The organism is Streptomyces sp. NPDC046900, assembly GCF_040644975.1.
Taxonomy (GTDB): domain Bacteria; phylum Actinomycetota; class Actinomycetes; order Streptomycetales; family Streptomycetaceae; genus Streptomyces.
On the sequence record NZ_JBEYXD010000004.1, the window covers coordinates 157366 to 184162 of the forward strand.

General features: G+C 70.8%; 23 protein-coding genes. 13 read left to right on the forward strand and 10 right to left on the reverse strand.

Annotated features, from left to right (window positions below; translation table 11 throughout):
- Positions 1-44 precede the first annotated feature (44 nt).
- The 4 genes from ABZ904_RS06215 (at position 45) to ABZ904_RS06230 (ending at position 3956) form a co-directional block, all read left to right on the forward strand.
- Positions 45-989, forward strand: coding sequence for an RluA family pseudouridine synthase (locus ABZ904_RS06215; protein ID WP_359389212.1), 945 nt, complete (start codon positions 45-47; stop codon positions 987-989).
- Positions 986-1453 (forward strand): GNAT family N-acetyltransferase, encoded by a 468-nt coding sequence (locus ABZ904_RS06220; protein WP_359389215.1) that lies wholly within the window; start codon positions 986-988, stop codon positions 1451-1453. The genes ABZ904_RS06215 and ABZ904_RS06220 overlap by 4 nt, the downstream gene beginning before the upstream one ends.
- Positions 1454-1542: 89 nt before the next feature.
- Positions 1543-3126 (forward strand): Na+/H+ antiporter, encoded by a 1584-nt coding sequence (locus ABZ904_RS06225; RefSeq protein WP_359389218.1) that lies wholly within the window; start codon positions 1543-1545, stop codon positions 3124-3126.
- Positions 3127-3215: 89 nt separating this feature from the next.
- Positions 3216-3956 (forward strand): SDR family oxidoreductase, encoded by a 741-nt coding sequence (locus ABZ904_RS06230; RefSeq protein WP_359389221.1) that lies wholly within the window; start codon positions 3216-3218, stop codon positions 3954-3956.
- 12 nt (positions 3957-3968) lie between these two features.
- On the opposite strand, the gene ABZ904_RS06235 is transcribed toward ABZ904_RS06230, so the two are convergent.
- Positions 3969-5078 (reverse strand): mechanosensitive ion channel domain-containing protein, encoded by a 1110-nt coding sequence (locus ABZ904_RS06235; RefSeq protein ID WP_359389225.1) that lies wholly within the window; start codon positions 5076-5078, stop codon positions 3969-3971.
- A gap of 105 nt (positions 5079-5183) precedes the next feature.
- Here ABZ904_RS06235 and ABZ904_RS06240 point away from each other — a divergent pair, with 105 nt between their 5' ends.
- Positions 5184-5753 carry a dienelactone hydrolase family protein gene (locus tag ABZ904_RS06240; RefSeq protein WP_360989238.1) on the forward strand — a complete coding sequence of 190 codons (570 nt, stop codon included), beginning with the start codon at positions 5184-5186 and terminating at the stop codon, positions 5751-5753.
- 18 nt (positions 5754-5771) lie between these two features.
- Here ABZ904_RS06240 and ABZ904_RS06245 read toward each other — a convergent pair whose 3' ends face one another.
- The 4 genes from ABZ904_RS06245 to ABZ904_RS06260 form a co-directional block, all read right to left on the reverse strand.
- Positions 5772-7433: an alkaline phosphatase D family protein gene (locus ABZ904_RS06245; protein WP_359389232.1), complete on the reverse strand. Its 1662-nt coding sequence runs from the start codon at positions 7431-7433 to the stop codon at positions 5772-5774.
- Between the two features lie 234 nt (positions 7434-7667).
- On the reverse strand, positions 7668-8510 hold the full coding sequence (locus ABZ904_RS06250; protein ID WP_359389235.1) for a thioredoxin domain-containing protein: 843 nt from the start codon (positions 8508-8510) through the stop codon (positions 7668-7670).
- 74 nt (positions 8511-8584) lie between these two features.
- Positions 8585-9271 carry a hypothetical protein gene (locus tag ABZ904_RS06255; protein WP_359389237.1) on the reverse strand — a complete coding sequence of 229 codons (687 nt, stop codon included), beginning with the start codon at positions 9269-9271 and terminating at the stop codon, positions 8585-8587.
- Between the two features lie 90 nt (positions 9272-9361).
- On the reverse strand, positions 9362-10687 hold the full coding sequence (locus tag ABZ904_RS06260; protein ID WP_359389240.1) for a DUF2252 domain-containing protein: 1326 nt from the start codon (positions 10685-10687) through the stop codon (positions 9362-9364).
- Between the two features lie 362 nt (positions 10688-11049).
- Between ABZ904_RS06260 and dnaE the strand changes: the two genes are divergently transcribed.
- Positions 11050-14586, forward strand: coding sequence for a DNA polymerase III subunit alpha (dnaE, locus tag ABZ904_RS06265; protein WP_359389243.1), 3537 nt, complete (start codon positions 11050-11052; stop codon positions 14584-14586).
- Between the two features lie 112 nt (positions 14587-14698).
- On the opposite strand, the gene ABZ904_RS06270 is transcribed toward dnaE, so the two are convergent.
- Complete coding sequence (locus tag ABZ904_RS06270) at positions 14699-14878, reverse strand: hypothetical protein (RefSeq protein ID WP_359389246.1); 180 nt, start codon at positions 14876-14878, stop codon at positions 14699-14701.
- Between the two features lie 222 nt (positions 14879-15100).
- Here ABZ904_RS06270 and ABZ904_RS06275 point away from each other — a divergent pair, with 222 nt between their 5' ends.
- From ABZ904_RS06275 to ABZ904_RS06290, 4 genes are all read left to right on the forward strand, one after another.
- Positions 15101-16312, forward strand: coding sequence for an NYN domain-containing protein (locus ABZ904_RS06275; RefSeq protein WP_359389249.1), 1212 nt, complete (start codon positions 15101-15103; stop codon positions 16310-16312).
- Positions 16313-16423: 111 nt separating this feature from the next.
- Positions 16424-17398 carry an ABC transporter ATP-binding protein gene (locus ABZ904_RS06280; protein ID WP_361821584.1) on the forward strand — a complete coding sequence of 325 codons (975 nt, stop codon included), beginning with the start codon at positions 16424-16426 and terminating at the stop codon, positions 17396-17398.
- A 91-nt stretch (positions 17399-17489) separates the two neighbouring features.
- Entirely contained in the window at positions 17490-18308 is an 819-nt protein-coding gene (locus ABZ904_RS06285) for an ABC transporter permease (RefSeq protein WP_361821462.1), read from the forward strand.
- Positions 18309-18342: 34 nt separating this feature from the next.
- Positions 18343-19029 carry an AAA family ATPase gene (locus ABZ904_RS06290; RefSeq protein WP_359389255.1) on the forward strand — a complete coding sequence of 229 codons (687 nt, stop codon included), beginning with the start codon at positions 18343-18345 and terminating at the stop codon, positions 19027-19029.
- A 267-nt stretch (positions 19030-19296) separates the two neighbouring features.
- Here ABZ904_RS06290 and ybaK read toward each other — a convergent pair whose 3' ends face one another.
- The 4 genes from ybaK to ABZ904_RS06310 all read right to left on the reverse strand — a co-directional run bounded on the left by ybaK (position 19297) and on the right by ABZ904_RS06310 (position 23335).
- On the reverse strand, positions 19297-19797 hold the full coding sequence (gene ybaK, locus ABZ904_RS06295) for a Cys-tRNA(Pro) deacylase (RefSeq protein ID WP_359389258.1): 501 nt from the start codon (positions 19795-19797) through the stop codon (positions 19297-19299).
- A gap of 25 nt (positions 19798-19822) precedes the next feature.
- Positions 19823-20563: an LON peptidase substrate-binding domain-containing protein gene (locus ABZ904_RS06300; protein ID WP_361821467.1), complete on the reverse strand. Its 741-nt coding sequence runs from the start codon at positions 20561-20563 to the stop codon at positions 19823-19825.
- A gap of 11 nt (positions 20564-20574) precedes the next feature.
- Positions 20575-21603 (reverse strand): hypothetical protein, encoded by a 1029-nt coding sequence (locus ABZ904_RS06305; RefSeq protein ID WP_361821470.1) that lies wholly within the window; start codon positions 21601-21603, stop codon positions 20575-20577.
- Positions 21604-21754: 151 nt separating this feature from the next.
- Complete coding sequence (locus tag ABZ904_RS06310; protein ID WP_361821473.1) at positions 21755-23335, reverse strand: oxidoreductase; 1581 nt, start codon at positions 23333-23335, stop codon at positions 21755-21757.
- Between the two features lie 430 nt (positions 23336-23765).
- On the opposite strand from ABZ904_RS06310, the gene hisD reads away from it, so the two are divergent.
- Genes hisD through hisB form a run of 3 tightly spaced genes read left to right on the forward strand, consistent with a single transcriptional unit; the run spans position 23766 to position 26796 of the window.
- On the forward strand, positions 23766-25091 hold the full coding sequence (gene hisD / locus ABZ904_RS06315; RefSeq protein WP_359389270.1) for a histidinol dehydrogenase: 1326 nt from the start codon (positions 23766-23768) through the stop codon (positions 25089-25091).
- Positions 25088-26197, forward strand: a complete 1110-nt coding sequence (locus ABZ904_RS06320) for a histidinol-phosphate transaminase (RefSeq protein ID WP_361821475.1) — start codon at positions 25088-25090, stop codon at positions 26195-26197. The genes hisD and ABZ904_RS06320 overlap by 4 nt, the downstream gene beginning before the upstream one ends.
- A complete protein-coding gene (gene hisB, locus ABZ904_RS06325; RefSeq protein WP_359389276.1) occupies positions 26194-26796 on the forward strand; it encodes an imidazoleglycerol-phosphate dehydratase HisB in 603 nt (200 codons plus the stop codon). Before ABZ904_RS06320 ends, hisB begins: the two co-directional genes overlap by 4 nt.
- Position 26797 lies beyond the last annotated feature (1 nt).

Genomic DNA, 26797 nt, shown 5'->3' on the forward strand with positions numbered 1-26797 from the left:
GACTCTCGTACGGCTGTGTCTGCACCGTCCGGCATACTCGACGGGTGAGCACGCTTCCCGAGATCCGTACCCTGCCCGTACCCGACGGCCTGGAGGGCGAGCGCGTCGACGCCGCCATCTCCCGCATGTTCGGCTTCTCCCGCACGAAGGCGGCCGAGCTGGCCGCGGCGGGCAAGGTACACGTCGACGGGGCGGTGGTCGGCAAGTCGGAGCGGGTGAGCGGGGGTGCCTGGCTCGAGGTCGAGATGCCGCAGGCGCCCGCGCCGGTGCAGGTGGTCGCCGAGCCCGTCGAGGGCATGGACATCGTGCACGACGACGAGGACGTGGTCGTGATCATCAAGCCGATCGGCGTGGCCGCGCACCCGTCGCCCGGCTGGTCGGGGCCGACCGTGATCGGCGGTCTCGCCGCCGCCGGTTACCGCATCTCGACCTCGGGCGCCGCCGAGCGCCAGGGCATCGTGCACCGGCTCGACGTCGGCACCTCCGGTCTGATGGTCGTGGCCAAGTCGGAGCGCGCGTACACCTCGCTCAAGCGCCAGTTCAAGGAGCGCACGGTCGACAAGCGCTACCACACTCTCGTCCAGGGACACCCCGACCCCACCAGCGGCACCATCGACGCGCCCATCGGCCGCCACCCGAACCACGACTACAAGTGGGCGGTCACGGCCGACGGCAAGCCCTCGGTCACCCACTACGACCTGGTGGAGGCCTTCCGCGCGGCCTCCCTGCTCGACGTCAAGCTGGAGACCGGGCGCACCCACCAGATCAGGGTCCACATGGCCGCGCACCGTCATCCCTGCGTCGGCGACCTGACGTACGGCGCGGACCCGAAGCTCGCCAAGCGGCTCGGCCTGACCCGCCAGTGGCTGCACGCCGTGCGGCTCGGCTTCGAGCACCCGGCGGACGGACAGTGGGTGGAGTTCGAGAGCGCCTACCCCGCCGACCTGCAGAAGGCGCTGGACAAGGTACGTGAGGAGAGCTGGGCATGACCGCCGCCTACGTGATACGGGTCGCCGAGGACCCCGGCGACCGGGAAGCGTGCTTCACGGTCCGCAAGGAGGTCTTCGTCCGTGAGCAAGGCGTCCCCGAGGACATCGAGTACGACGCCTACGACCCCGGCGCCGTGCATGTGCTGGCCGTCCGGGAGGACGGTCTGCCGCTCGGCACGGGCCGACTGCTGTACGGGGAGGCTGCCGCGGCGAAGAACGGCGGCGACCCGTCCGTGGGGGCCCTGGGACGGCTCGCGGTGACCCGCGAGGCGCGTGGGCTCGGTGTGGGCGCCGCGCTGGTGCGGGCGATCGAGGACGCGGCACGCGCGCGCGGGCTGGCGGCGGTGGACCTGCACGCCCAGACCCATGCGCTCGGGTTCTACGAGCGGCTGGGGTACGAGGCGTACGGACCCGAGTTCCCCGATGCGGGGATCGCGCACCGAGCGATGCGGCGCACCCTGTAGCCGAAGGTGCCGAAAAGCCCCGTGGGGAGGGCCGCGTGGCAGGCTGGGGGTCCGCTGTGTGAACGCCGAACTCCCCCGGAGCGCCTGACGTGGATCAGTTGGCCCTGTTGCTCCTGCTGCTGCTCGGGGCCGTGGTCAGCGTCCCGGTCGGGGACCGGCTGAAACTGCCCGCCCCGGTGCTGATGACGCTGGTCGGGATCGCGCTGGCCTTGCTCAACTTCGTGCCGAACGTGAACATCCCGCCCGAGCTGATCCTGCCCGCCCTGCTGCCGCCGCTGCTCTACGCCGCGGTACGCCGCACCTCCTGGCGGCAGTTCGCCGCCAACAAGCGGCCGATCTTCCTGCTGGCGGTGGCGCTGGTCTTCATCACCACCGTGTGTGTGGCCGTCGTGGCCCACACGATCGTGCCGGGGCTGCCGGTCGCCGGCGCGGTCGTGCTCGGCGCGCTGGTCGCGCCGCCGGACCCGGTCGCGGCCACGGCCGTCGCGGGACAGCTCGGGCTGCCCCGCCGGCTGGTGTCGATCCTGGAGGGCGAGGGGCTGTTCAACGACGTGACGGCGATCGTGCTCTACCACGTGGCCATCGCCGTCGCGGTCAGCGGGACGTTCTCGCTGCCGGGCGCCGTGCTCGAACTGGCGCTCTCCGCAGTGGTCGCCCTCGCTGTCGGGCTTGCGCTCGGCTGGATCACCAACAGGCTGCTGAGCATGCTCGACGACGCCACCCTGCAGGTCGGCCTGACGCTTCTGGTGCCGTACGCCTCCTACGTCCTGGCCGAGGAACTGCACGGCTCCGGTGTGCTGGCCGTGCTCGTCACCGCGCTGTTCCTGGCCGAGTCCAAGGACCCGGACGATGTGTTGATGCGCCTGGCCGGGCACACGTTCTGGGACGTGGTGGACACGCTGGTCACCGGGGTCGCCTTCGGTCTGATCGGGCTCGAACTGCCCCTGGCGATCCGCACGGCGTCCGGGCGGTGGGGCGAGCTGCTCGGCTGGGCCGCCGCGATCGTGGCCGTCGTGGTGCTGGTACGGCTCGTGTGGCTGCTGCCCGCGACCTGGCTGACGAAGCGCCTTCACGCCATCCGGGACTACGACGAGGAGATCCCGACGTCCTGGCGGGAGACCATCGTGATGTGGTGGTCCGGGATGCGGGGAGTGGCGTCGGTGGCCCTGGCCCTGGCCATTCCGTTGCGGATGGCCGACGGGTCGCCCTTCCCCGACCGGGACGAGATCGTCTTCATCGCGTTCGGGGTGATCATGGCGACGCTCGTGCTCCAGGGACTCACGCTGCCGTGGCTGGTGAAGGGGCTGGGGGTGCGGGCCGACCCGGAGAGCGAGAAGGCGTTCGAGCGCAGGCTGGCGGTCCGCGCGGCCAAGGCGGCGAAACGGAGGCTGAGGGAGATCGAGGAGGTCGAGGAGCTGCCGGAGGACCTGTCCGAGCAACTCCTGCGGCGGGCCTCCGACATCGGCGTGCGGATCAGCCCCGACCTCGCGGACGAGGAGCGGCGCGAAGCACACCAGCAGCGTGCCAGGCGTCTGAAAAGGCTCCGCCGGATCCAGCAGGAGATGCTCAGCGCGGCACGGCACGAGGTGCTCGCGGCGCGCAGCGAACCCGGGGCGGACCCGGAGGTCGTCGACCGGGTGCTGCGCCACCTCGACGTACGCAGTCTGCGCTGACCGCCACGACGGGTGCGCGGGGCCGACGCGCGTGAACGGCCCGGCCGAGCAATCGGTTCGCGGGCGCCCGGCTTTGTACGATCGGGATCATGGCGCGCAATGTGGTGATCAGCGGTGGCGGGACGGGAATCGGGCTCGCGTCGGCGCGGGCGTTCGCCGCGGACGGGGACCGGGTGCTGCTCCTCGGCCGGCGGGCGGAGGTACTGGAGAAGGCCGAAGTGCCCGGGGCATTCACCTACGCCGCCGACCTGAGCGATCCCCACGCGGTGCGCGGCGTGGCCCGGTTCGTGGCCGAGGAGCTCGGCACCGTGGACGTCCTCGTCAACAACGCGGGCGGAAACGGCGGTCTTGAGCCCGGCACCGCCGTCGAGGAGCCGCTCGAGGCCGTCGCACACACCTGGACCGTCAACTTCCGGCTTAACGTGCTGACCTCGGTCCTTCTCACGGAGGCGCTGCGGGACCGGCTCGCCTCACCCGGCGGCCGTGTGCTGTTCCTCAGCTCCATCGCCGCCTACCGCGGCTCCGGCAGCGGCGCGTACGCCGCGGCCAAGGCCTCGCTGCATCCGTACGCCTTCGATCTGGCCCGGGAACTGGGTCCGCGCGGGATCACGGTGAACGTGGTCGCGCCCGGGTACATCGAGGACACCGAGTTCTTCGGCGGCCCGATGGACCCGGCGCGACGCGACCAGCGCATCGCGGAGACGTCGACCGGCCGCGCAGGCACGCCGGGCGACATCGCACAGACCCTGCACTGGCTGGCCTCCCCCGGGGCCAGCCACATCACCGCTCAGGTGATCCAGGTGAACGGCGGCGCCGAGCGCGGCCACTGACGCGGCGGTACCTCAGCCCCGGCCCGTCCGCGGCGTCTCGTACGCCCTGTGGACCGGCCCGCCCGGCGGTACATGCCCGTTCCGGCTCGGCGGCTGCTCCGCTTCCGCCGTGTTGACCCGCGGCAGCGCGTACGGGTGGTGGTCGACGAGCCAGCGGATCAGCTGCTCGCGGACCGTGATCCGGGCCGTCCAGATGTCGTCCGCGTCCTTGGCGGTCACCAGCGCTCGCACCTGCATGGTGTTGGGCGTCGTGTCCGTGACCTGGAGGCCGTAGGCGCGGCCGTCCCACGCGGGGCACTCGCGCAGGATGTCGCGGAGCTTGTCGCGCATCGCCTCCACGGGCGCTGCGTGATCGACGTGGAAGTACACGATGCCGGTCATCTGCGGGCTGCCCCGGGACCAGTTCTCGAACGGCTTGGAGGTGAAGTACGACACCGGCATGGTGATCCGGCGCTCGTCCCACGTCCGTACCGTCAGGAACGTCAGCGTGATCTCGTCGACGGTGCCCCACTCGCCGTCCACCACGACGGTGTCGCCGAGCCGCACCATGTCGCCGAACGCGATCTGCAGCCCGGCGAAGAGATTCGAGAGCGTCGACTGGGCGGCGACACCGGCGACGATGCCGAGGATGCCGGCCGAGGCCAGCAGCGAGGCTCCGGCCGCCCGCATCGCCGGGAACGTCAGCAGCATGGCGGCGGCGGCCACCACTCCGACGACCGCGGCCACCACGCGTGTGATCAGCGAGACCTGGGTGCGCACGCGCCTGACCCGGGCCGGGTCGTGGTGGGCGCGGGCGTAGCGGGTGTACGAGGTCTCGACGACCGCGGCCGCGATACGGATCACCAGCCAGGCCGCGGAACCGATCAGCACCAGCGTCAGGGTCCGCCCGACGCCGACCCGGTGCGCCTCGAGGACCTCCGCCTGGTCGTAGGAACCTCTGAGCAGGGCCGCGCACAGGACGAGCTGGTAGGGGACCCGGCCGCGCCGGAGCAGCTCCCACAGGGGCGTCTCGGGGTGCCGGCCGTTCGCCTTGCGCAGCAGCAGGTCAGTGCCCCACCCGATAAGCAGTGTGAGCACGACCGTGCCGCCGACGACGATCACCGGGCGCAGTACGTTCTCCATGCCTTCGAACGTAACCAGGCCCACGGGATCCTGAACCTGTGACCTTGGTCCCGTCGTGAACGCGCTGCTGACGGCACCGTCCGTCCCGGCTGGCACCATGTCCTCATGAACATCATGCTCTTCCACTCGACGTACGGACTGCGGCCCGCCGTCCGGGCCGCCGCCGACCGGCTCCGCGCCGCGGGGCACGAGGTGTGGACCCCCGACCTGTTCGACGGCCGCACCTTCGAGACGGTCGAGGAGGGCATGGCCTTCAAGGACGAGATCGGCAAGGAGGAGCTGCTCAAGCGGGCGGTCCTGGCCGCCGCGCCCTACGCGGGGCGAGGACTCGTCTACGCGGGGTTCTCGCTGGGCGCCGCCACCGCGCAGACCCTGGCGCTCGGCGACAGCGACGCCCGCGGACTCCTGCTGCTGCACGGCACCTCGGACATCTCGCCGACGGCCTCGGTGGACGCGCTGCCGGTCCAGTTGCACGTCGCCGAGCCGGACCCGTTCGAGACGGACGACTGGCTGAGCGCCTGGTATCTGCAGATGGGCAGGGTGGGCGCGGACGTGGAGATCTACCGGTACGCCGGCGCGGGTCACCTCTACACCGACCCGGAGCTGCCGGACTACGACGAAGAGGCGGCCGAGGCCACCTGGCGGGTGGCGCTCGGCTTCCTCGACAGTCTGTAGCGGTACGGATCCGCGGGGTTATACCGGGTCGTAGGTGCGCTCCACCGTCTGCGTGCCGGTGCGCGTGCGGTACGAACGCGTCCAGGACGACGTGGCGTTCGGCTTGGTCCGGTCGGACAGGACGTAGTAGTCCATCTGCGCCCGGTCGGCGGTGATGTCCAGCACGCCGTAGCCGTGGCGGTCGGTGTCCACCCAGTGGACGTGCCGGTTGGCCGCGCGGATGATCGGCGAGGCCAGCGCCGAGACGGTGCCCTCGGGGACCTTCACGATGTCGTCGAGGTTGTCGGAGGTGACCGAGGTGACCACGAACTCGGTGGCCGCCGAGGCCGACAGCGGGTAGGTGCCGGCGTCGACCGGCACGTCGTTGGCCCATGCCATGTGGATGTCGCCGGTCAGGAACACCGTGTTCCTGATGGCGTTGCCGCGCAGGTGGGCCAGGAGTTCGCGGCGGTCGTCCGTGTAGCCGTCCCACTGGTCGGTGTTGAGGGCGATGCCCTCCTGGGGCAGGCCCAGCAGCTTCGCCAGCGGCTTGAGCAGGTCGGCGGTGAGCGAGCCGATGGCGAACGGCGAGATCATCACCGAGTTGCCGACCAGCCGCCACGTGGTGTCGGACGCCTTCAGGCCCGCCTTCAGCCAGTCGAGCTGGGCGCGCCCGGTGATCGTGCGGTCCGGGTCGTCGACCGAACCGCTCGCCGTGGACGCCTGCTGCGACCGGAAGGAGCGCAGGTCGAGCAGCGAGAGATCGGCGAGCTTGCCGAAGCGCAGCCGGCGGTAGGTGGTGCCCTCGATCGCCGGACGGACCGGCATCCACTCGAAGTAGGCCTGCTTCGCCGCCGCCTTGCGGGCCGTCCAGGTGCCCTCGGCGCCCTCGGTGTGGTTGACCGCGCCGCCCGACCAGGCGTTGTCGGCGAACTCGTGGTCGTCCCAGATCGCGATGACCGGCGCCGTGTGGTGCAGGGCCTGGAGGTCGGGGTCGGTCTTGTAACGGCCGTGCCGGGTCCGGTAGTCGGCGAGTGTGATGATCTCGTTCGCCGGGGAGTGCGGGCGGACGACCGTGCCGCGGGTCCCGTACTCGCCGCTCTTGTACTCGTAGATGTAGTCGCCCAGGTGCAGCCAGGCGTCGAGGTCGCCGCGGGCGGCCAGGTGGCGGTAGGCCGAGAAGTAGCCGGCCTCCCAGTTGGCGCAGGAGACCACGCCGAAGCGGAGCCCGGGCACGGCGCCGTCGGCAGCCGGGGCCGTGCGGGTGCGGGCGACGGGGGAGTCGGTGCCGCCGGCGGAGAAGCGGAACCAGTAGGTCGTGGCGGGAGCGAGGCCACGTATGTCCGCCTTGACGGTGTGGTCGGAGGCGGCGGTCGCCGTGAGGGACCCCTTGGCGACGATGTCGGTCAGCGCCTTGTCCTTGGCGACGACCCAGCTCACCTCGGTGTCCGGCCCGATTCCGGAGCCGGGCAGCGCGTCGGAGGTGGGCGTCACCCGGGTCCACAGCAGGATGCCGTCGGGCAGTGGGTCGCCGGAGGCCACACCATGCAGGAAGGCGGGGGCCTCGGCGGCCGCCCGGGCGGGGAGGGCGGCCGCGAGGGGAACACCGAGAACGGCGGTGGCGGCCGCGGCCTTGACGACCGTACGGCGGCGCGGGGAGAGGGAGTTGTCACTCTCCAGTGGTCTGTTTGGTTTGGTCACGGGCGCTCAGATTACTGGCCAGTAGGCGCTTGAGCGGGCGGACCGACAAAAGTTCGTCCGCTCTTCCACCGGCGTTGAATCGCATCCGGTCGTGGAAGACCGCGCCGTTCAACAGCGGCTGCCGCAGCCGTTGTTGTCGTCCTGCGCCTTCGCGCCCCGACGGACGAGGGCCGTCGTGCGGCGGGTAACGCCCGCTCGCACCACGGCCCTCGGTGTCCGTGCCCTGCCGGTCGGTCAGGCCTTGAGGGCCGCGTCGACCACCGAGGTGAAGTCGGCCACCGTCATCGGCGGGTTCTGGCTGCCCGGCGTGGTGAGCATCTTGCCGTCCATGACGAAGCTCGGGGTGCCGGTCACGCCGTCCTTGTTGGTGTCGAACGACTTCGACATCGCCATCGCCCAGGCGTCATAGGTGCCGTTCTTCACCGCGGTCTGGAACTTGGCGTTGTCCTTGAGCGCGGGGACGGTGTTCGCGACCTCGATGAGGTAGTCGTCCTTCTTGAACTTGTCGTCCGTCTCGTCGGGGTGCCACTTCTGCGAGTAGAGCGCGGTCTTGTACTCGAGGAACGCCTCGGGGCTGACGTTGAGCGCGGCGCCCATGGCGCTCAGCGCGTTCTTCGAGCCCTCGCCGCGCGAACCGATCGTGCCCTTGCCGAGGGCGTCGCCGTCGATGAACGTGCCACCGATGTACTGGATCTTGAACTTGCCGGCGTCGATGTCCTGCTTGACGGTCGAGCCGACCGTCTGCTCGAACTGGGCGCAGATCGGGCAGCGCGGGTCCTCGTAGACCTTGAGGGTCTTGGGCGCGCTGCTCTTGCCGATGACCACGGTCGTGCCGTCGGTGCCCGTGGTGTTGGCCGGTGCGACGACCTTCTCGTCCTTCATGGCCTCCCAGTGGCCGGGCTTGTTGGCCTGGACGACGGCGTAACCGATGCCACCGGCCGCGGCCAGAACGGCGACGACCGAACAGGCGACGATGACCTGCCGCCTGACCTTGGCCCGCTTGGCCTGCCGCTCGCGCTCGACACGCAGCCGCTCACGGGCCGCCGTCTTGGCGTCCTGGCTGTTTCGCTTGCTCATTGGGTGATCTCCATGGGAAACGCGCACACGCTGTGCGCGGAATGTGTAAGGGGGACTTCCGGTGCTCGGATGCTTCAGGCGAAGGCGGCCGAGCGCGGCGGACCCCGCCGTCCCAGGGAGTGCGTGAACAGCTGGGTGCGGGTGGTGGTGACGCGGTGGAGGGGGCGCGAAGCCCGGCCCGCCGGGGCGAGCCGTACCGTCACGGCGGCCACCGCGACCAGGAGCGGCCGGAAGGTGGTCGCGGCCACTGCGCGCAGCAACTGGGCCAGAGCCCGCTCGCCGCGGCGCAGCCAGACGGCGGCGAGGAGCCCCACGCTCACATGCGCGGCGAGCAGCAGCCAGGCGGTCGCCGGGTCGGAGTGGGCGAGCAAGGCCGCGACCCGGTCGGTGCCGGTGCCGGTGACCTGGGTCAGCGGGCTGCCCACGCTGCCGCCGCTGCACAGCACGTCCAGGCCGACCGAGTGCAGCGGACCGGTGACCGGGCCGCCCGCCGGGCCGTAGCAGGCGTGCTGGCCGGTGGTGAACAGGGTGTCGGCGGTGAGCTCCAGGGGGACCAGCAGGGCGGCGATCTTCCCGAAGCCGCGCTCGCTGCCCGCCAGCATGTACGCGACGGCGAAGACGGCGGCGGCGGTCGCGGCCACCGCCGCCGCCGGGAGCGGGACCTCGGACAGCAGCACGTGCGACGCGGTGCTGAGCGTCACGACCACGGCCGTGAACAGCGCCGCGCGCACGGCTCTGAGCTGGGTCCCGGATATGTCCATAGCGTGGAGAGTGTCGCATGCGCTCCCGTAAGGGCCCCTTAAAGGGCCGGATGCGTTACGGGAGCGTTGTGCGGGACGGGCGGGGCCGGCTCAGAGGCCGGGGATCTGCCCGTTGCGGAACAGGTCCACGAAGATCTGGTGGTCGGTACGCGTACGCGCCCCGTATCCGTGTGCGAAGTCCACGAGCAGCTCCGGGAAGCCGGCCTCGTCGGCTGCGATCGCCGCGTCGATGGCCCGCTCCGTGGAGAAGGGCACCAGGGACTCTCCGGACTGGTCGTCCGCCGCCGCGTGCATCGTGGCCGTGGACCGCCCCAGGTCGGCGACGACGGCTGCGATCTCCTCCGGGTCGTCGATGTCGCTCCAGTCCAGGTCCACGGCGTACGGCGACACCTCGGCGACCAGCTGGCCGGAGCCGTCCAGCTCGGTCCAGCCCAGCCACGGGTCGGCGTGGGCCTGCAGGGCACGCTGGGAGATCACCGTGCGGTGGCCCTCGTGCTGGAAGTAGTCGCGGATCGCCGGGTCGGTGATGTGCCGGGAGACGGCGGGGGTCTGGGCCTGCTTGATGTAGATCACGACGTCGTTCTCCAGGGCGTCGCTGTTGCCCTCGAGAAGGATGTTGTACGACGGCAGGCCCGCGGAGCCGATGCCGATGCCGCGGCGGCCGACGACGTCCTTGACGCGGTAGGAGTCCGGACGGGCCAGGGACGACTCCGGCAGCGTCTCCAGATAGCCGTCGAAGGCCGCGAGCACCTTGTAGCGGGTGGCCGCGTCCAGCTCGATGGAGCCGCCGCCCGGCGCGAAGCGGCGCTCGAAGTCGCGGATCTCGGTCATCGAGTCCAGCAGCCCGAAGCGGGTGAGGGAGCGGGCGTCGCGCAGCGCGTCCAGGAGCGGGCCCTGGGCGGTGTCCAGGGTGAAGGGCGGCACCTCGTCCTGCTTGGCGCCGGTCGCGAGGGCGTGGATGCGCTCGCGGTAGGCCGCGGCGTAGATCTTGACCAGCTCGGTGATCTGCTCGTCGCTGAGCGCCTTCGCGTACCCGATCAGCGCCGTGGAGGCGGCGAAGCGCTTCAGGTCCCAGGTGAAGGGGCCGACGTACGCCTCGTCGAAGTCGTTCACGTTGAAGATCAGGCGGCCCGTGGAGTCCATGTACGTGCCGAAGTTCTCCGCGTGCAGATCGCCGTGGATCCACACGCGCGAGGTGCGTTCGTCCAGATAGGGACCGCCGCGCTTCTCGGCGTGCACGTCGTGGTAGAAGAGGCACGCCGTGCCCCGGTAGAACGCGAAGGCGGAAGCCGCCATCTTGCGGAACTTCACGCGGAACGCGGCCGGGTCGGCGGCGAGCAGCTCGCCGAAGGCGGTGTCGAAGACGGCGAGGATCTCCTCGCCGCGTTGCTCGGCGCTGAGCTGCGGAACCGACATCGCTGGGTGCCTCCAGGTACAGGTGGTGCATGACGTGTGGGACGGAGCCGTCCGCCCCCTTCCAACGGACGACGGTACGCGCGAGTGCCCGCGACCCCCGCACGAAGACACGGGCGACAGGGTCCGTGTCCGTCGCACGAAGGTACGGGTGCATGGCCCGTGTCCGCCGCATGAAGGCACGGCTGCGCGGCCCGTGTCCCCCGGATGAAGGCACGGCTGCGCGGCCCGTGTCCCCCGGATGAAGGTACGTGTGGAAGAGCGCCGGGTGTCAGTGCCGAGGCATAGACTTCGACGCTGTCCCCCAGACTGTCCGCAGCCTGTCGGACCCCCGTCGACGCCTGTTCGCCTTGGAGGCCGAAGCCGTGTCAAAGCCGCCGTTCACGCACCTGCACGTCCACACCCAGTACTCACTGCTGGACGGTGCCGCGCGGCTGAAGGACATGTTCAACGCGTGCAACGAGATGGGCATGACGCACATCGCCATGTCCGACCACGGCAACCTCCACGGGGCGTACGACTTCTTCCACTCCGCGAAGAAGGCCGGCGTCACCCCGATCATCGGCATCGAGGCGTACGTCGCCCCCGAGTCCCGGCGCAACAAACGCAAGATCCAGTGGGGCCAGCCGCACCAGAAGAGGGACGACGTCTCCGGTTCCGGCGGTTACACCCACAAGACGATGTGGGCGGTGAACAGGACCGGCCTGCACAACCTCTTCCGCCTGTCCTCGGACGCGTACGCCGAGGGCTGGCTGCAGAAGTGGCCCCGTATGGACAAGGAGACCATCGCCCAGTGGTCCGAGGGCATCGTCGCCTCCACGGGCTGCCCCTCGGGTGAGGTGCAGACCCGGCTGCGCCTCGGCCACTTCGACGAGGCCCTGAAGGCCGCGGCCGAGTACCAGGACATCTTCGGCAAGGACAAGTACTTCCTGGAGCTGATGGACCACGGCATCGAGATCGAGCGCCGGGTCCGCGACGGTCTGCTGGAGATCGGACGCAAGCTCGGCATCCCGCCCCTGGTCACGAACGACTCGCACTACACGTACGCGCACGAGGCCGGCGCCCACGACGCCCTGCTGTGCATCCAGACCGGCAAGAACCTCTCCGACCCCGACCGCTTCAAGTTCGACGGCACCGGCTACTACCTGAAGTCCACGGACGAGATGTACGCCATCGACTCCTCGGACGCCTGGCAGGAGGGCTGCGCCAACACGCTCCTCGTCGCCGAGATGGTCGACACCACCGGCATGTTCGAGAAGCGCGACCTCATGCCCAAGTTCGACATCCCCGAGGGCTACACCGAGGTCACCTGGTTCAAGGAGGAGGTCCGCCGCGGCATGGAGCGCCGCTTCCCGGGCGGCATCCCCGAGGACCGCCAGAAGCAGGCCGACTACGAGATGGACGTCATCATCTCGATGGGCTTCCCGGGCTACTTCCTCGTCGTCGCCGACTTCATCATGTGGGCCAAGAACAACGGCATCGCGGTCGGCCCCGGCCGAGGTTCCGCGGCGGGCTCGATCGTCGCCTACGCCATGGGCATCACCGACCTCGACCCGATCCCGCACGGTCTGATCTTCGAGCGGTTCCTCAACCCCGAGCGCATCTCCATGCCCGACGTCGACATCGACTTCGACGAGCGCAGGCGCGTCGAGGTGATCAGGTACGTGACGGAGAAGTACGGCGCCGACAAGGTCGCCATGATCGGCACGTACGGCACCATCAAGGCCAAGAACGCCATCAAGGACTCCGCGCGTGTGCTGGGCTACCCGTACGCGATGGGCGACCGGATCACGAAGGCCATGCCCGCCGACGTCCTCGGCAAGGGCATCCCGCTGTCCGGCATCACCGACTCCGAGCACCCCCGCTACTCGGAGGCGGGCGAGGTCCGGGGGATGTACGAGAACGAGCCGGACGTGAAGAAGGTCATCGACACCGCCAAGGGCGTCGAGGGCCTGGTGCGGCAGATGGGTGTGCACGCGGCCGGTGTGATCATGTCCAGCGAGACCATCACCGAGCATGTGCCCGTCTGGGTCAGGCACACCGACGGCGTGACCATCACCCAGTGGGACTACCCGAGTTGTGAGTCGCTCGGCCTGCTGAAGATGGACTTCCTCGGTCTGCGCAACCTGACGATCATGGACGACGCCGTCAAGATGGTGAAGTCCAACAAGGGCGCCGACATCGACCTGCTGAGTCTGCCGCTGGACGACCCGACGACCTTCGATCTGCTCCAGCGCGGCGACACACTCGGCGTCTTCCAGTTCGACGGCGGCCCGATGCGCTCCCTGCTGCGGCTGATGAAGCCGGACAACTTCGAAGACATCTCCGCCGTGTCGGCCCTGTACCGCCCGGGCCCGATGGGCATGAACTCCCACACGAACTACGCGCTGCGCAAGAACGGCCAGCAGGAGATCACGCCGATCCACCCGGAGCTGGAGGAGCCGCTCAAGGAGGTCCTGGACGTCACCTACGGCCTGATCGTCTACCAGGAGCAGGTGCAGAAGGCCGCCCAGATCATCGCGGGCTACTCGCTGGGCGAGGCAGACATCCTGCGCCGTGTGATGGGCAAGAAGAAGCCCGAGGAGCTGGCGAAGAACTTCACCATCTTCCAGACGGGCGCCCGCAATAACGGCTACAGCGACGAGGCGATCCAGGCCCTGTGGGACGTGCTGGTCCCGTTCGCCGGCTACGCCTTCAACAAGGCCCACTCCGCGGCGTACGGCCTGGTGTCGTACTGGACCGCCTTCCTGAAGGCGAACCACCCCGCCGAGTACATGGCCGCGCTGCTCACCTCGGTCAAGGACGACAAGGACAAGTCGGCCGTCTACCTGAACGAGTGCCGGCGCATGGGCATCAGAGTGCTCCCGCCGAACGTCAACGAGTCCGAGTCGAACTTCGCCGCCCAGGGTGACGAAGTGATCCTCTTCGGCCTCTCCGCCGTGCGCAACGTCGGTACGAACGTCGTCGAGTCGGTCATCAAGACCCGCAAGACCAAGGGGAAGTACGCGTCGTTCCCGGACTACCTCGACAAGGTAGAGGCGGTGGTCTGCAACAAGCGCACCACGGAATCGCTGATCAAGGCCGGCGCCTTCGACACGATGGGGCACACCCGCAAGGGCCTCACCGCGCAGTACGAGCCGATGATCGACAACGTGGTCGCGGTCAAGCGCAAGGAGGCGGAGGGCCAGTTCGACCTCTTCGGCGGCATGGAGGAGGAGAGCAGCGAGCCCGGCTTCGGCCTCGACGTCACCTTCACCGACGACGAGTGGGACAAGACCTATCTGCTCGCCCAGGAACGGGAGATGCTCGGCCTGTACGTCTCCGACCACCCGCTCTTCGGCCTGGAGCACGTGCTGTCCGACAAGGCCGACGCGGGCATCGCCCAGCTCACCGGGGGCGAGCACGCGGACGGCGCGGTGGTCACCATCGGCGGCATCATCTCCGGCCTCCAACGCAAGATGACCAAGCAGGGCAACGCCTGGGCGATCGCCACGGTCGAGGACCTCGCGGGCTCCATCGAGTGCATGTTCTTCCCGGCGACCTACCAGCTGGTGTCGACCCAACTCGTCGAGGACGCCGTGGTGTTCGTCAAGGGCCGCCTGGACAAGCGCGAGGACGTGCCGCGGCTGGTCGCGATGGAGCTGATGATCCCGGACCTGTCGAACGCGGGCACCAACGCGCCCGTGGTGCTCACCATCCCGGCGGTGAAGGTCACCCCGCCGATGGTGAGCCGCCTCGGCGAGATCCTCAGCCAGCACAAGGGCGACAGCGAGGTGCGGATCAAACTCCAGGGACCACGCAAGACGACCGTCCTCAGGCTGGATCGCCACCGGGTCAAGGCGGACCCGGCGCTCTACGGCGATCTGAAGGTCCTGCTCGGACCCGCCTGCCTGGCGGGCTGATCGCCCGGACCGCCCACAGACGCGAGGGGCGCACCCCATTGATGGGTGCGCCCCTCTGTGCGTATCGGGGCTTCAGCAGCCCCACCGGGCTTCAAAGGCCCTGGCACCGGCTTCAGTTGTGGCCGAAGCTCTTCTGCTTCTTACGGGCGACATCCGCGGGACTGCCCTGGGCCTGCGGCACCGAGGACTGATGTGTCTCCGCTGCGGGCCTGTGTGCCTGCTCCTGTGTCTCCTTGGCCTGTGAGGAGCGGTTCTGCGGGCCGGCCTGCTTGCGGTTCTTGTTCTTGGCCATGGTGATGCCTCCTGTGGGGGATCTAGGGGCCAGGGCCGGGACCAGATTCACATAGGCTGATAAAGAACGCATTTCGTGCAATTACCGTGTGTGACAAAGGTAGTGAGAAGGAAAGGCCCCGTTCCGCCACGCCGAAGATCGAGTTCGGGCCGTTAACCTCGGCGCCGTCGGGCAGACTCGAAAGAAGCCCGAAGCAAACCTCCCGGAAAGAGGGTGGAACGCGTGGACCGCTGCATCGTCCTGGTGGACGCCGGGTATCTGCTGGGGGCTGCCGCCAGCCTGCTCGCCGGGGAGCCCTCCAGGTCCCGGATCACTGTCGACCACATGGCCCTCATCCAGGGGCTGCGCGAACGCGCCGAGGCGGACACGCAACGGCCGCTGCTGCGTATCTACTGGTTCGACGGCGCCCCCGACCGCGTACCGCAGCCCGAGCACCGCAGGCTGCGGGTGATGCCGCGAGTGACCGTGCGTCTCGGCGCGCTGACCCGCAGTGACGGGCGGTGGGCCCAGAAGGGCGTCGACGCCGCGATGCACGCCGAGCTGACCGAGCTGGCGCGCAACCGCGCCTGCTCCGATGTCGTGCTCGTGACCGGCGACGGGGACCTGTTGCCGGGCATGATGGCCGCGAAGGAGCACGGGGTCGCCGTGCACCTGTGGGCCGTGCAGGCGGCCGACGGCGACTACAACCAGTCCGAGGACCTGGTCGCCGAGGCCGACGAACGGCGTGTGCTCGACCGGGCATGGATCACCCAGGCCGTACGGGCCAAGGAACTGGGCGGGATCTGCGCGCCCCCGCCCGCGCCGCGGCCGGAGATCGCCGCGATCCTGTCGGCGCCGCTGCCCGAGTCGGCGCCCCCCGCCGCCACGGAGGGGCCGTCCGTCGAGCCGCAGCACACCGTCGCGGCCGGCTCGCCGAACGGTGCCCAGGAGCGCACACAGGCCCCCAGGGGCGTCCCCACGCCGAAGGACCTCGCGGCACTGCGGGCACCCGGACCCCAGGCTGTGCAGCCCGCAGGGGCCACCCTGCGGTGGTCCTCCGACAAGGGCTGGGTGGACCGGCCCGTCGCGGCCGAGTCGCCGGACGCCGCCTCGCTGCCGACGCTGGCTCAACTGACCACAGCGGAGCAGCGCTGGGCCGACCGCGAGGAGGACATCACCACGGTCGGCGGCGATCCCTACGAGGTGGGACAGGTGTTCGCGCGGCGCTGGATCGGGCGGCTCGCCGACCAGTCGCATCTGCAGAAGCTGTCGGGCATGTATCCGCGCGTGCCGCACCGCATCGACGGGGAACTGCTCCGGTACGCGGCACGGTTCGGCCTGCTCGCGCACAAGGACGACCAGATCGACGAGCACGACCGCTACGCCATCCGGGCGGGGTTCTGGCGGGAGATCGACCAGCGCACGGCGACGGAACACGCCTCCGCGGGGGAATGACCCACCGGGCCGGTGTCCGGGCCCCGGGAACCGCGCGGTGCGCCGCACCCCGTACCCTCGTCCCTTGTGAGTACGCGCACCGCACAGGCACAACCGCAGGGTCGCGATGTCGTGTGCGCCGTGCGCGGGCTGACCAAGACCTACCCGGCGGTACGGGGCCGGCGCGGCACGCCGGGAACCCCCGAGGTGCGGGCCACCGACGACGTGCGGATGGACATCCGGCGCGGGGAGATCTTCGGGCTGCTCGGGCCGAACGGCGCCGGCAAATCCACCCTCGTACGGCAGCTGACGGGACTGATGCGCCCCGACCGCGGCAGCGTCGAGATCCTCGGGCACGACATCGTGCGCCACCCGGAGCGGGCCGCGCGCATCCTGGCCTATCTGGGGCAGGAGTCCAGCGCCCTGGACGAGCTGACCGTCTCGCTCGCCGCCGAGACGACCGGAAGGCTGCGCGGTCTCGGTCTCGGGCAGGCCCGTGCGGAGCGGGACGCCGTCCTCGAGGAACTCGGGCTCACGGCGGTCGCCTCCCGCCCGCTCAAGAAGCTCTCCGGCGGTCAGCGCCGGCTCGCCTGCTTCGCCGCCGCGCTCGTGGGCGAACGGCCCCTGCTGGTGCTCGACGAGCCGACCACCGGGATGGACCCCATCGCCCGCCGGGCCGTGTGGGCTGCCGTGGACCGGCGGCGGGCCGAGCCTGGGACGACCGTGGTGCTGGTCACCCACAACGTGATCGAGGCGGAGACCGTGCTCGACCGGGTCGCCGTGCTCGACCGGGGCCGTGTCATCGCCTGCGACACCCCGGCGGGGCTCAAGGAGCGGGTGGCGGGCGAGGTGCGGGTCGAACTGGTGTGGCGCGAGCAGGCGCCGCTGGAGGTGCCCGAGGTGGCCGCGCTGCGTGCCCGCGCCGTCGAGTCAGGCCGCCGATGGTCGCTGCGGATGGCCCCCGAGGAGGCACGCGCCGCCGTCGCCACCGTCACCGGCGGTGCCGCCTTCACCGCCCTCGACGACTTCACACTGGCCACGCCGAGCCTGGAGGACGTCTACCTCGCACTCGGCGGCGGCAGCACCCAGGGGCTGGTGAAGGCATGAGCGCGCGGGGCACCGTGGCCGTACGCAGCGGTAAGGGCGCCGTGTCCGTCGGGGGCGGGGCGGCGGCAGGAACGAAGAGGAGCAGCGCGACGTGAGTGTCGTACCCGCACAGGTTCTGCCCGGCGCAGCGGCGGTGGACGGCGGCTTCCAGGACGCGGCCGCCCTCGGCCCCAGGGCGCGGCTGTGGCCTTCGCTCGCCGCCGTGTACCGGGCGCAGCTGTCCAGGGCCCGGGTCGCGCGGATCCCGCTGCTCTTCGTGGCGACGTTCCAGTCGGTCGGCATCATGATCATGATGCGGGGAGTGGTGAACGGCGGGGCCGACGCACGCTCCGTGGTCGCCGGGTCGTCCGTGCTGGTGGTCGCGTACGTCGGACTGAACCTGCTGGCGCAGTACTTCGGCCAGCTGCGCGGCAGCGGCGGGCTCGACCACTACGCCACCCTGCCGGTGCCGGCGGCCGCGGTGGTGCTGGGAGCGGCGGGGGCGTACGCGTCCTTCACCGTGCCGGGGACCGTGGTGACGGCCGTGTTCGGGAGTGCGCTGTTCGGGCTGCCGCTCGCCCATCTGTGGGTGCTGGTCGCGGTGATCCCCCTTGCCGGGGCCGCGCTGTCCGGGCTCGGCGCCGCACTCGGCCTGCTCGCACCGCGGCCCGAGCTCGCCACGCTGCTGGGCCAGTTGGGTATGTCGGCAGCGCTGCTCCTCGGGGTGCTGCCGGCGCACCGGATGCCGGAGGCCGTGCGGTTCGCACGGGATCTGCTGCCGTCCACGTACGGTGTGGAGGCGCTCGCGCGGACCTTCGCGAACCGTCCTGACTGGGCGTCCGTACTCGGAGACCTCGGCGTGTGCACGGCTGTCGGTGTGGCCTCGCTGGCCCTGGCGACCTGGGCCTACCGCCGGGCGGCCGTCCGATGACACCTCTGACAGACTCGACTGGCAGGATGTGAAGGTGACCGCTCCGTTGACTCCGCCTCCGCCGCCGCACGAACAGTCCCCGCATTCTTCGCCCCATGCCTGGCAAGCAATGTCCGTCCCGCCGGGAGCCGGACCCGCCCCGCACGGTGCCACCTCCCTGTACGGGACGGAGGGCCCCGGTATGAAGACCGAGGTGCGGGACGCAGCCGTGATCACGGTGGGCGTCGCGCTCGCCGGGGTGCTGCTCGGGGTGCTGTGGGCGTGGCTGGCGCCCCGTGTGCCGCTGGTCGGGGACCTGGTCGACAAGAACTGGGTCGTCTATCTGAAGGACACCGAGGGGGAGCAGGCCATCGGGGTGGACGGGACGTTCACCCTGCTCGCCATCGGCTTCGGTGTCGTCAGCGCCCTGATCGTCTTCCTGGTGCGCAGGCGCGGCGGGGTGCCGCTGGTCGTGGCGCTGGCCGTGGGCGGGCTGCTCGGATCGTTGATCGCCTGGCGCATCGGGGTCTGGCTGGGACCCTCCCAGAACGTGATCGCGCACGCCAAGGCGGTGGGCAAGGGCGTGACGTTCTCCGCGCCGCTGAAGCTGGGCGCGAAGGGTGCGTTGCTGGCGTGGTCGGTGGCCACGCTGGTGGTCCACCTCGGGCTCACGGCCCTGTTCGGCCCGCGCGACCCAGACCCGTACGGGGCACCGTACGGGTCGGCCGTGCCGCCCGCGTAAGGGGTACACGGCTCACAGGGTCCACGGCGCGGGTGGACGCCCGTGGGATCCAGGCCGCTGCCGCCTCCGTCCCCTCCCGGGACTCCGCCGAGCGCCGAAGCAGCCGAGGGCGGCTGCCCGGCGCCGGATTCAGGGCGTGTTCACGCCGGACGGTGGCCGTGGTTCGCGTGGCCCTTCTTCATGCGCCATTTGCGCTTGCGCGTCCTCTTCGACATATTGCCGTACTAGCCGAGAACGGCCCGTACGTCGAGCGGTCACGTCGGACGGTCACGCGCGTGCGATCGGCGCCAGGGTCGCCTCCGTGACGTTCGCCAGGTCACCCGGGGCCAGTTCCACCTCGAGGCCGCGGCGGCCCGCCGAGACACAGATCGTGGTGTGCGCCGACGCCGACTCGTCGAGCACGGTGCGGAGCTTCTTGCGCTGGCCGACCGGAGAGATGCCGCCGCGCACATACCCCGTCGTGCGCTCCGCCAGCGCCGGGTCGGCCATCACGGCCCGCTTGCCGCCCACCGCGGTCGCCAGTGCCTTCAGGTCCAGCGAGCCCGCCACCGGGACCACCCCGACCACCAGCGCGCCGTCCACGTCCGCCACCAGCGTCTTGAAGACCCGGTCGGGGGACACGCCCATCGCCTCGGCGGCTTCCTCGCCGTAGGAGGGATGGGACGGGTCGTGCTCGTAGGAGTGGACGGTGAATTCCATCCCAGCGGCCGTCAGCGCCACCGTCGCGGGCGTCCCGCCCGGCTGCTGCTTCTTCGTCTTCTTAGCCATCCCGGCCGTTCCTCGAGGGTGCGCGTCAGTTCAGACTCGTCGGACCGCGCGTCAGCTCCGACGCCGGCAACGACGGCAGACTACGGATGATCGCCGTCTCCGAGCGAAGCAGTTTCAGCTCGTCACGGAGCCGGGAGGCGGTGTCCGGGGCCTGGAGAAGCCGCTGCTTCGTCGGCGTGTCCAGCATCACCGCCGCCGCGACCAGGTAGGACACCACCGCCGGTTCGTCCGGCAGGTCCGCGCCCGTCGACAGCGACCTCTCGCGGGCGCCCGCCAGCCGTTTCTGGTACTGCCGGAACGCCCGCAGCACGCCCTCGGCGAGCGCGCCCGCCTCGTCGCCCGGCTCCTCCGCCAGCTCCTCCAGCTCCGCCGTCAGATAGGGGCCCGACGCGTCCACCGAGAGCAGACGGACGCGCGTGGTGCCCGTGGCGAGCGCCTCGAAGGTGCCGTCGGCCCGCTCCCGGATCGTGGCCGCGTCGGCGATGCAGCCGACCCCGTGGAACGCCTTGGCCGGATCGGGGCCGAAGCCCGCGGCGGGTCCGTGCGCTGGCAGCGCCGTCGGATCCGGCATGCCCGGGGCGCTGGGCGCCACCTCGTGGCCGTCGCGGATCGCGACGACGGCGAAGCGGCGCGGTTCGTCCTCGGGGGTCTTCAGGAGCTCGCGCATCATGGCGCGATAACGCTCCTCGAAGATGTTCAGCGGGAGCACGAGCCCCGGGAACAGCACCGAGTTCAGCGGGAAGAGCGGGAGCCGGACGGTGGTCACGACGGGAAAGCCTAATGGTCGCGAGCGGGCGCGCGTCCGGCATGCTCACTCCGCGGAAGGAGCCGGCGCACCGAATCCGCGGATCGTGCCGCCGCCACCTCCCGGAGCACGCCCTGCCGCAGGTCCAGGAACACACCCAGGGGATCGTCACCGACGCGGTCCCACGGGAACGACGTGGCGTACGGGCCGGTCATGCGCAGCTGCGTCAGCGCGTCCTCCCAGCGACTCAGCCCGACCAGCACGAAGGTGAGGAGGTTGCGTGTCTCGGCGAGCCCCGGGTCGCCCGCCGCATACCCCACGGACAGTGCGGCCGCCCGGTCCGCCGCCGCGTCCAGCCGGCCGCGGTCCACGACCGCCCCGCCGTCGTCCCGCAGATAGGCGTAGGCCGCACGAAGCGGCAGCGCCTGCACCAGGGAGCCGGGCAGCGCGTCCTGGGCGGCGGTCTCGGCGAAGTCGAAGCACTCGCTGTGCGACCCGTGCCAGGACGAGGAGAGATGGCGCAGGGCCGCCACATGACAGCCGTAGTGGTGCGGGGAGCGGCTCACCGCCTCGCCCCAGAGCCGCTCGAACTCACGGTGCCCCGCGCCGGTGCCGTGGGCGTGGTCCAGCGCCACCCGCCACGGCACCGGGTCGCGCGGATCGCCCTCGGTGGCCGCCTTGACCAACGGGGCTATCTTGCGCAGGAGTTCGGCGCGAGCGGGCGACTCCCAGGCGCCGGCCAGGGCCAGTTCCGCCTTCACCAGCAGCGCGTCCGGATCGTCCGGTGCCAGGGCGCACCAGTCCGCGAACCACTCGCCGCGCGAGCGAGCGAAGGCCGCCAGCCGCACCACGTACCGGTCGCGGTCCTCCCACTCGGCGGCCTCCCGCGTGGTCGCGAGCAGTGTGGCCGCCGGGCCGTGATCGCCGCGGCCCGCCGCGACCAGCACCGGTGCGAGGCGCCCGTCGGGCGCGTCGAGCAGGACCTCGTCGTCCGCGGGCAGCCCGGCGGCGAGGTGGGGGGAAGTCCGGCCCGGACGGGTGAACGCGCGCAGCATTGCCATGGTATCGACCATTGAAAAGCCGCAGGTCGGGGATGCGCCAGAGCTGTCACGGAATCTCTGGTTGGTTGTACGCCCGGCAGTCAAGAATAGGTAAAATGCAACTGTTTCATAGGTGTTGAGACCTATGCGCAGACCACCCGGCCGGAGGCCGTCAGCCCCGCCGCAGCAGCCTCGTCGCCCCCGCCGCGACCGTCGTCGCCAGGATCCAGCCCAGCAGGATCACCACTGCGGACAGCCACTGCCAGCCGCCGCTGAGCTGCCACTGGCCCACCTGGCCGAGATCGATGACCGGCAGCAGCAGATCGAGGGCGAAGAGGGAGGGGTTCCACGCCGGGTGACCGTCCTTGTTCACCGGCGGATGGCTCGCATGCGAGAACGCGAGTGAGGCCGCCGCCCACAGCACCGCCATCCACACCGCCGCGCGACCCGGCCGGTAGCCGTAGGCCACCGTCCAGTCCTGCGCGTACCCCCACAGTTTGGCCGCGAGAGGCAGGGTCTCGCGGCGGCGGCGCTGCTTGGCGAGCAGCACCTCCCGCGCGTCCTCGTCCTCACCGGAGTTGCGCAGCACGGTCGCGAGCCGCTCGTACGGCTCCGGGTGGTACTCCGCGGTCGCCGCGGCCACCCACTCCAGGCGCCGGGCGAGCGGGAAGGCGTCCTGAGGGACGAGGTTCTCGTAGGTGAAGCCGCCCATGTGCAGGTTGCCGAGGGCCGGCCAGCTCGTCCACCGGTCGACGAGGGTCACGATCCTCGCTCCGGAGAGGACCACCTTTCCCCGCTCCGGCCGCTCGCCCAGGAAGCGCAGCTCGGGCGCCTGCACCCGGCGCAGGGACAGCTCCTGGTCGTCGTCGAGCACGAACCGGGCCTGGTCCAGGTCGAGCGCGTCACCGAACCGCCCGTCGTCCAGCCGGACCCCGCCCCGGCACTCGAAGCGCTGCACCCGCGTTCCGCGCGCGGGTGTGGTGCCGCTGGTCAGCGGCGGATTGCCGATGCCCGCGGGGGTGAGATACAGCGTCCGCTCGACCGTCAGCTGGGGGGCGTTCAGCGCCAGCCGGGTGTACGGGTTGTTCAGCCGGGCCCCGCGCAGGCTCAGCGAGACGCCGACGGTGGCGCTGCGCAGGCTCAGCTCGCCGTGCGTCTCCAGCATCTCGGCCTGCAGGTCCTGTCCGACGGTCAGCCCGTCCGCGATGATCGAGCGGCCGCGCCGGTCCTGGTGGACGACGGCCTGGTTGATCAGCAGATCGGTGCCGATGTGCGCGTCGGTGAGCCGTACCCCGTTGTGGATGCGGCAGCGGGGCAGGTGCAGATCGCCCTCGGTCTGCAGCCGCGCCGCCTCCAGCCGCGGGACCGAGCAGTCCGCCAGCCGTACGGTAGTGAAGCGGGCCTCCGGCAGCAGGACCTCCTTCTCGAACCGGCAGCCACTGAATTCCACGTAGGGCACGATCGTGCCGCCGGCCAGATCCAGCGTGTCCGTGATCTGCACTCCGGTCAGCTTGAGGGAGGCGACCCGGCCCGCCAGCGCGGGCGGTCCGTCCAGGAGCAGCCATGCCACGATCCGCGCCCGGACACTGCGCTCGGGTCCCCAGGGGTGCTCGCCGTGCGGATCGTCCACGGCGGCGTCCCCGCTGCGCAGGTCGTAGACGCTGCCGTCGCGGAAGGCCTGCCACATCCCGGCCTCGGCGGCGGTCAGGTCCTCCGGCGGCTCGCCGGTGCGGATGCCGGCACCCTCGGTCACAGCACTTCCCTCCCTCCCCGGCTACTCGCGGGTTTGGTACCGACCGTTGATGCCCGCTGTGTGACGGACCGAACGCTATTGGTGAAGATGATCTTCCGGGTTCGGTACCGGCCACCCTGATCCGGCCATCCGGGCGCCGCCTCCGGCATCGGATCCGGCCGCCCGCGAGACCCGGGAGCCGCGAGCCGGGCAGCGCCCCTGGCCGCCGCGGCCGGGCCGCGGACCGGGTGGCGTGGGTGGGTGGCCGCAGCGACGGCGGCGGGTCCGACACGCGCGACTGCCGGTTCCGGGTGGTGCCCGTTTCGCCGCTCCCGGCCCTCCCCACCACCCGCGCTCCGGCCGCCACGGAAGCGGCCCGCGCGCCCACGCTCTGTATCAGCCATTGATACGGCCGTCCAGCAGAGCAAGGCCGTCTGAGAGAATTGGCCCTGTGATCTCCCGAATCGATCTGCGCGGCGACGCCCTCCCCGAGGGTCCCGCCCTGCGTGCCCTGCTGCCCCGAGCCGACTTCGACGTTCAGGCCGCCCTGGAGAAGGTGCGTCCGATCTGCGAAGCCGTGCATCATCGCGGCGACGCGGCGCTGATCGACTTCGCCGAGAAGTTCGACGGGGTGCGCCTTGAGTCCGTACGGGTCCCGGCCGAGGCGCTCACCAAGGCGCTCGACCAGCTCGACCCGGATGTGCGCGCGGCCCTGGAGGAGTCCATCCGCCGTGCCCGCCTGGTCCACCGCGAGCAGCGCCGCAGCGCACACACCACACATGTCGTACCCGGCGGCTCGGTCACCGAGAAGTGGGTGCCGGTGCAGCGCGTAGGCCTCTACGCGCCCGGCGGACGCTCGGTGTACCCGTCGTCCGTGGTGATGAACGTGGTGCCCGCGCAGGAGGCCGGCGTCGAGTCGATCGCCCTCGCCTCCCCGGCGCAGGCCGAGTTCGGCGGACTGCCGCACCCCACGATCCTCGCCGCCTGCGCCCTGCTCGGCGTCGACGAGGTGTACGCGGCGGGCGGCGCGACCGCGGTCGCGATGTTCGCGTACGGCACCGAGTCCTGCCCGCCCGCCGACATGGTCACCGGCCCCGGCAACATCTGGGTGGCCGCGGCCAAGCGCTACTTCACCGGCAGGATCGGCATCGACACCGAGGCCGGACCCACCGAGATCGCGGTCCTCGCGGACGAGACGGCCGACCCGGTGCACGTGGCCTCGGACCTGATCAGCCAGGCCGAGCACGACCCGCTCGCCGCCGCCGTCCTCGTCACCGACTCCGCAGAGCTCGCCGACGCGGTGGAGAAGGAACTGGCGCCGCAGGTCGAGGCCACCAAGCACATCGAGGACCGGATCCGTCCGGCACTCGCCGGGAAGCAGTCCGCGATCGTGCTGGTGGACGGGGTCGACGAGGGCCTGCGGGTGGTCGACGCCTACGGTGCCGAGCACCTGGAGATCCAGACGGCGGACGCCGCCCGGGTCGCCGAGCGGGTACGGAACGCGGGCGCGATCTTCGTCGGCCCCTGGGCGCCGGTCTCGCTGGGCGACTACGCGGCCGGCTCCAACCATGTGCTCCCGACCGGCGGCTGCGCCTGCCACTCCTCGGGACTGTCCGTCCAGTCGTTCCTGCGCGGCATCCACATCGTCGACTACACGAAGGACGCGCTGGCCGATGTGGCGCACCACGTGGTGACGCTGGCGGAGGCGGAGGACCTGCCCGCGCACGGCGCGGCGATCAAGGCCAGGTTCGGCTGGAAGGTGCCTGAGAGCAAGTGAGCTTCGGAATCGACGATCTCCCCGTACGGGACGAGCTGCGCGGCAAGTCCCCTTACGGAGCGCCCCAGTTGGACGTCCCCGTACGGCTGAACACGAACGAGAACCCGTACCCGCTGCCCGAGCCGCTGGTCGAACGGATCACCGAGCGTGTGCGCGAGGCCGCCCGGGATCTCAACCGCTACCCGGACCGGGACGCGGTCGAACTGCGCACCAGGCTCGCCGAGTACCTGACGAAGACCGCCGGGCACGAGGTCGGCCTCGAGAACGTCTGGGCGGCCAACGGCTCCAACGAGGTCATCCAGCAGCTGCTGCAGACCTTCGGCGGACCGGGCCGCACGGCGATCGGCTTCGAGCCGTCGTACTCGATGCACGCGCTGATCGCCCGCGGCACGGGCACCGGCTGGATCTCCGGCCCGCGGGGCGAGGACTTCACGATCGACGTCGCCGCCGCCGAGCAGTCCATCGCCGAGAACCGGCCGGACGTCGTCTTCATCACGACCCCCAACAACCCCACCGGCAACGCGGTGCCCGCCACGACGGTCCTCGCCCTGTACGAGGCCGCCCAGGCGGCCAAGCCGTCCATGGTCGTCGTGGACGAGGCGTACATCGAGTTCAGCCACGGCGCATCGCTGCTGCCGCTGCTCGAAGGTCGGCCGAATCTCGTCGTGTCGCGGACCATGTCGAAGGCGTTCGGGGCCGCCGGCCTCCGCCTCGGCTACCTGGCCGCGCACCCCGCGGTCGTGGACGCCGTCCAGCTCGTACGGCTGCCGTACCACCTGTCCGCGGTCACCCAGGCGACCGCTTTGGCCGCGCTGGAGCACACCGACACGCTGCTGAAGTTCGTGGAGCAGCTGAAGTCCGAGCGGGACCGGCTGGTCGCCGAACTGCGCGCGATCGGCTACGAGGTCACCGAGTCCGACGCGAACTTCGTGCAGTTCGGACGGTTCGCCGACGCCCACGAGGCCTGGCGGAGGATCCTCGACCGGGGCGTCCTGGTCCGGGACAACGGCGTCCCGGGGTGGCTGCGGGTGTCCGCCGGAACCCCGCAGGAGAACGACGCGTTCCTCGACGCGGTACGTGAACTGAAGAAGGAGCAGAGCGCATGACTCGCGAGGGGCGCCTCGGAAGAATCGAGCGCATCACCAAGGAGACCTCGGTCATGGTCGAGATCGACCTCGACGGCACCGGGAAGACCGACATCGCGACGGGTGTCGGTTTCTACGACCACATGCTGGACCAGCTCGGCCGGCACGGTCTGTTCGACCTGACCGTCAAGACCGACGGCGATCTGCACATCGACACGCACCACACGATCGAGGACACCGCCCTCGCGCTCGGCGCCGCCTTCAAGCAGGCGCTCGGCGACAAGGTGGGGATCTACCGCTTCGGCAACTGCACGGTCCCGCTGGACGAGTCGCTCGCCCAGGTCACGGTCGACCTGTCCGGCCGCCCCTACCTCGTGCACACCGAGCCCGAGAACATGGCCCCGATGATCGGTGAGTACGACACCACCATGACCCGGCACATCCTGGAGTCCTTCGTGGCCCAGGCGCAGATAGCGCTGCACGTGCACGTGCCGTACGGACGGAACGCGCACCACATCGTGGAGTGCCAGTTCAAGGCCCTGGCGCGGGCGCTGCGCTACGCGAGCGAGCGCGACCCCCGCGCCGCCGGCATCCTCCCCTCCACGAAGGGCGCGCTGTAAA

What these genes read in the sequence shown, in the direction of transcription:
- ABZ904_RS06220 (WP_359389215.1), top strand. Translation starts at nt 986, where the DNA reads ATGACCGCCGCCTACGTGATACGGGTCGCCGAGGACCCCGGCGACCGG.
- ABZ904_RS06230 (WP_359389221.1), top strand. Translation starts at nt 3,216, where the DNA reads ATGGCGCGCAATGTGGTGATCAGCGGTGGCGGGACGGGAATCGGGCTC.
- ABZ904_RS06235 (WP_359389225.1), bottom strand. Translation starts at nt 5,078, where the DNA reads ATGGAGAACGTACTGCGCCCGGTGATCGTCGTCGGCGGCACGGTCGTG.
- ABZ904_RS06240 (WP_360989238.1), top strand. Translation starts at nt 5,184, where the DNA reads ATGAACATCATGCTCTTCCACTCGACGTACGGACTGCGGCCCGCCGTC.
- ABZ904_RS06250 (WP_359389235.1), bottom strand. Translation starts at nt 8,510, where the DNA reads ATGAGCAAGCGAAACAGCCAGGACGCCAAGACGGCGGCCCGTGAGCGG.
- ABZ904_RS06255 (WP_359389237.1), bottom strand. Translation starts at nt 9,271, where the DNA reads ATGGACATATCCGGGACCCAGCTCAGAGCCGTGCGCGCGGCGCTGTTC.
- ABZ904_RS06260 (WP_359389240.1), bottom strand. Translation starts at nt 10,687, where the DNA reads ATGTCGGTTCCGCAGCTCAGCGCCGAGCAACGCGGCGAGGAGATCCTC.
- ABZ904_RS06270 (WP_359389246.1), bottom strand. Translation starts at nt 14,878, where the DNA reads ATGGCCAAGAACAAGAACCGCAAGCAGGCCGGCCCGCAGAACCGCTCC.
- ybaK (WP_359389258.1), bottom strand. Translation starts at nt 19,797, where the DNA reads ATGGCTAAGAAGACGAAGAAGCAGCAGCCGGGCGGGACGCCCGCGACG.
- ABZ904_RS06305 (WP_361821470.1), bottom strand. Translation starts at nt 21,603, where the DNA reads ATGGCAATGCTGCGCGCGTTCACCCGTCCGGGCCGGACTTCCCCCCAC.
- hisB (WP_359389276.1), top strand. Translation starts at nt 26,194, where the DNA reads ATGACTCGCGAGGGGCGCCTCGGAAGAATCGAGCGCATCACCAAGGAG.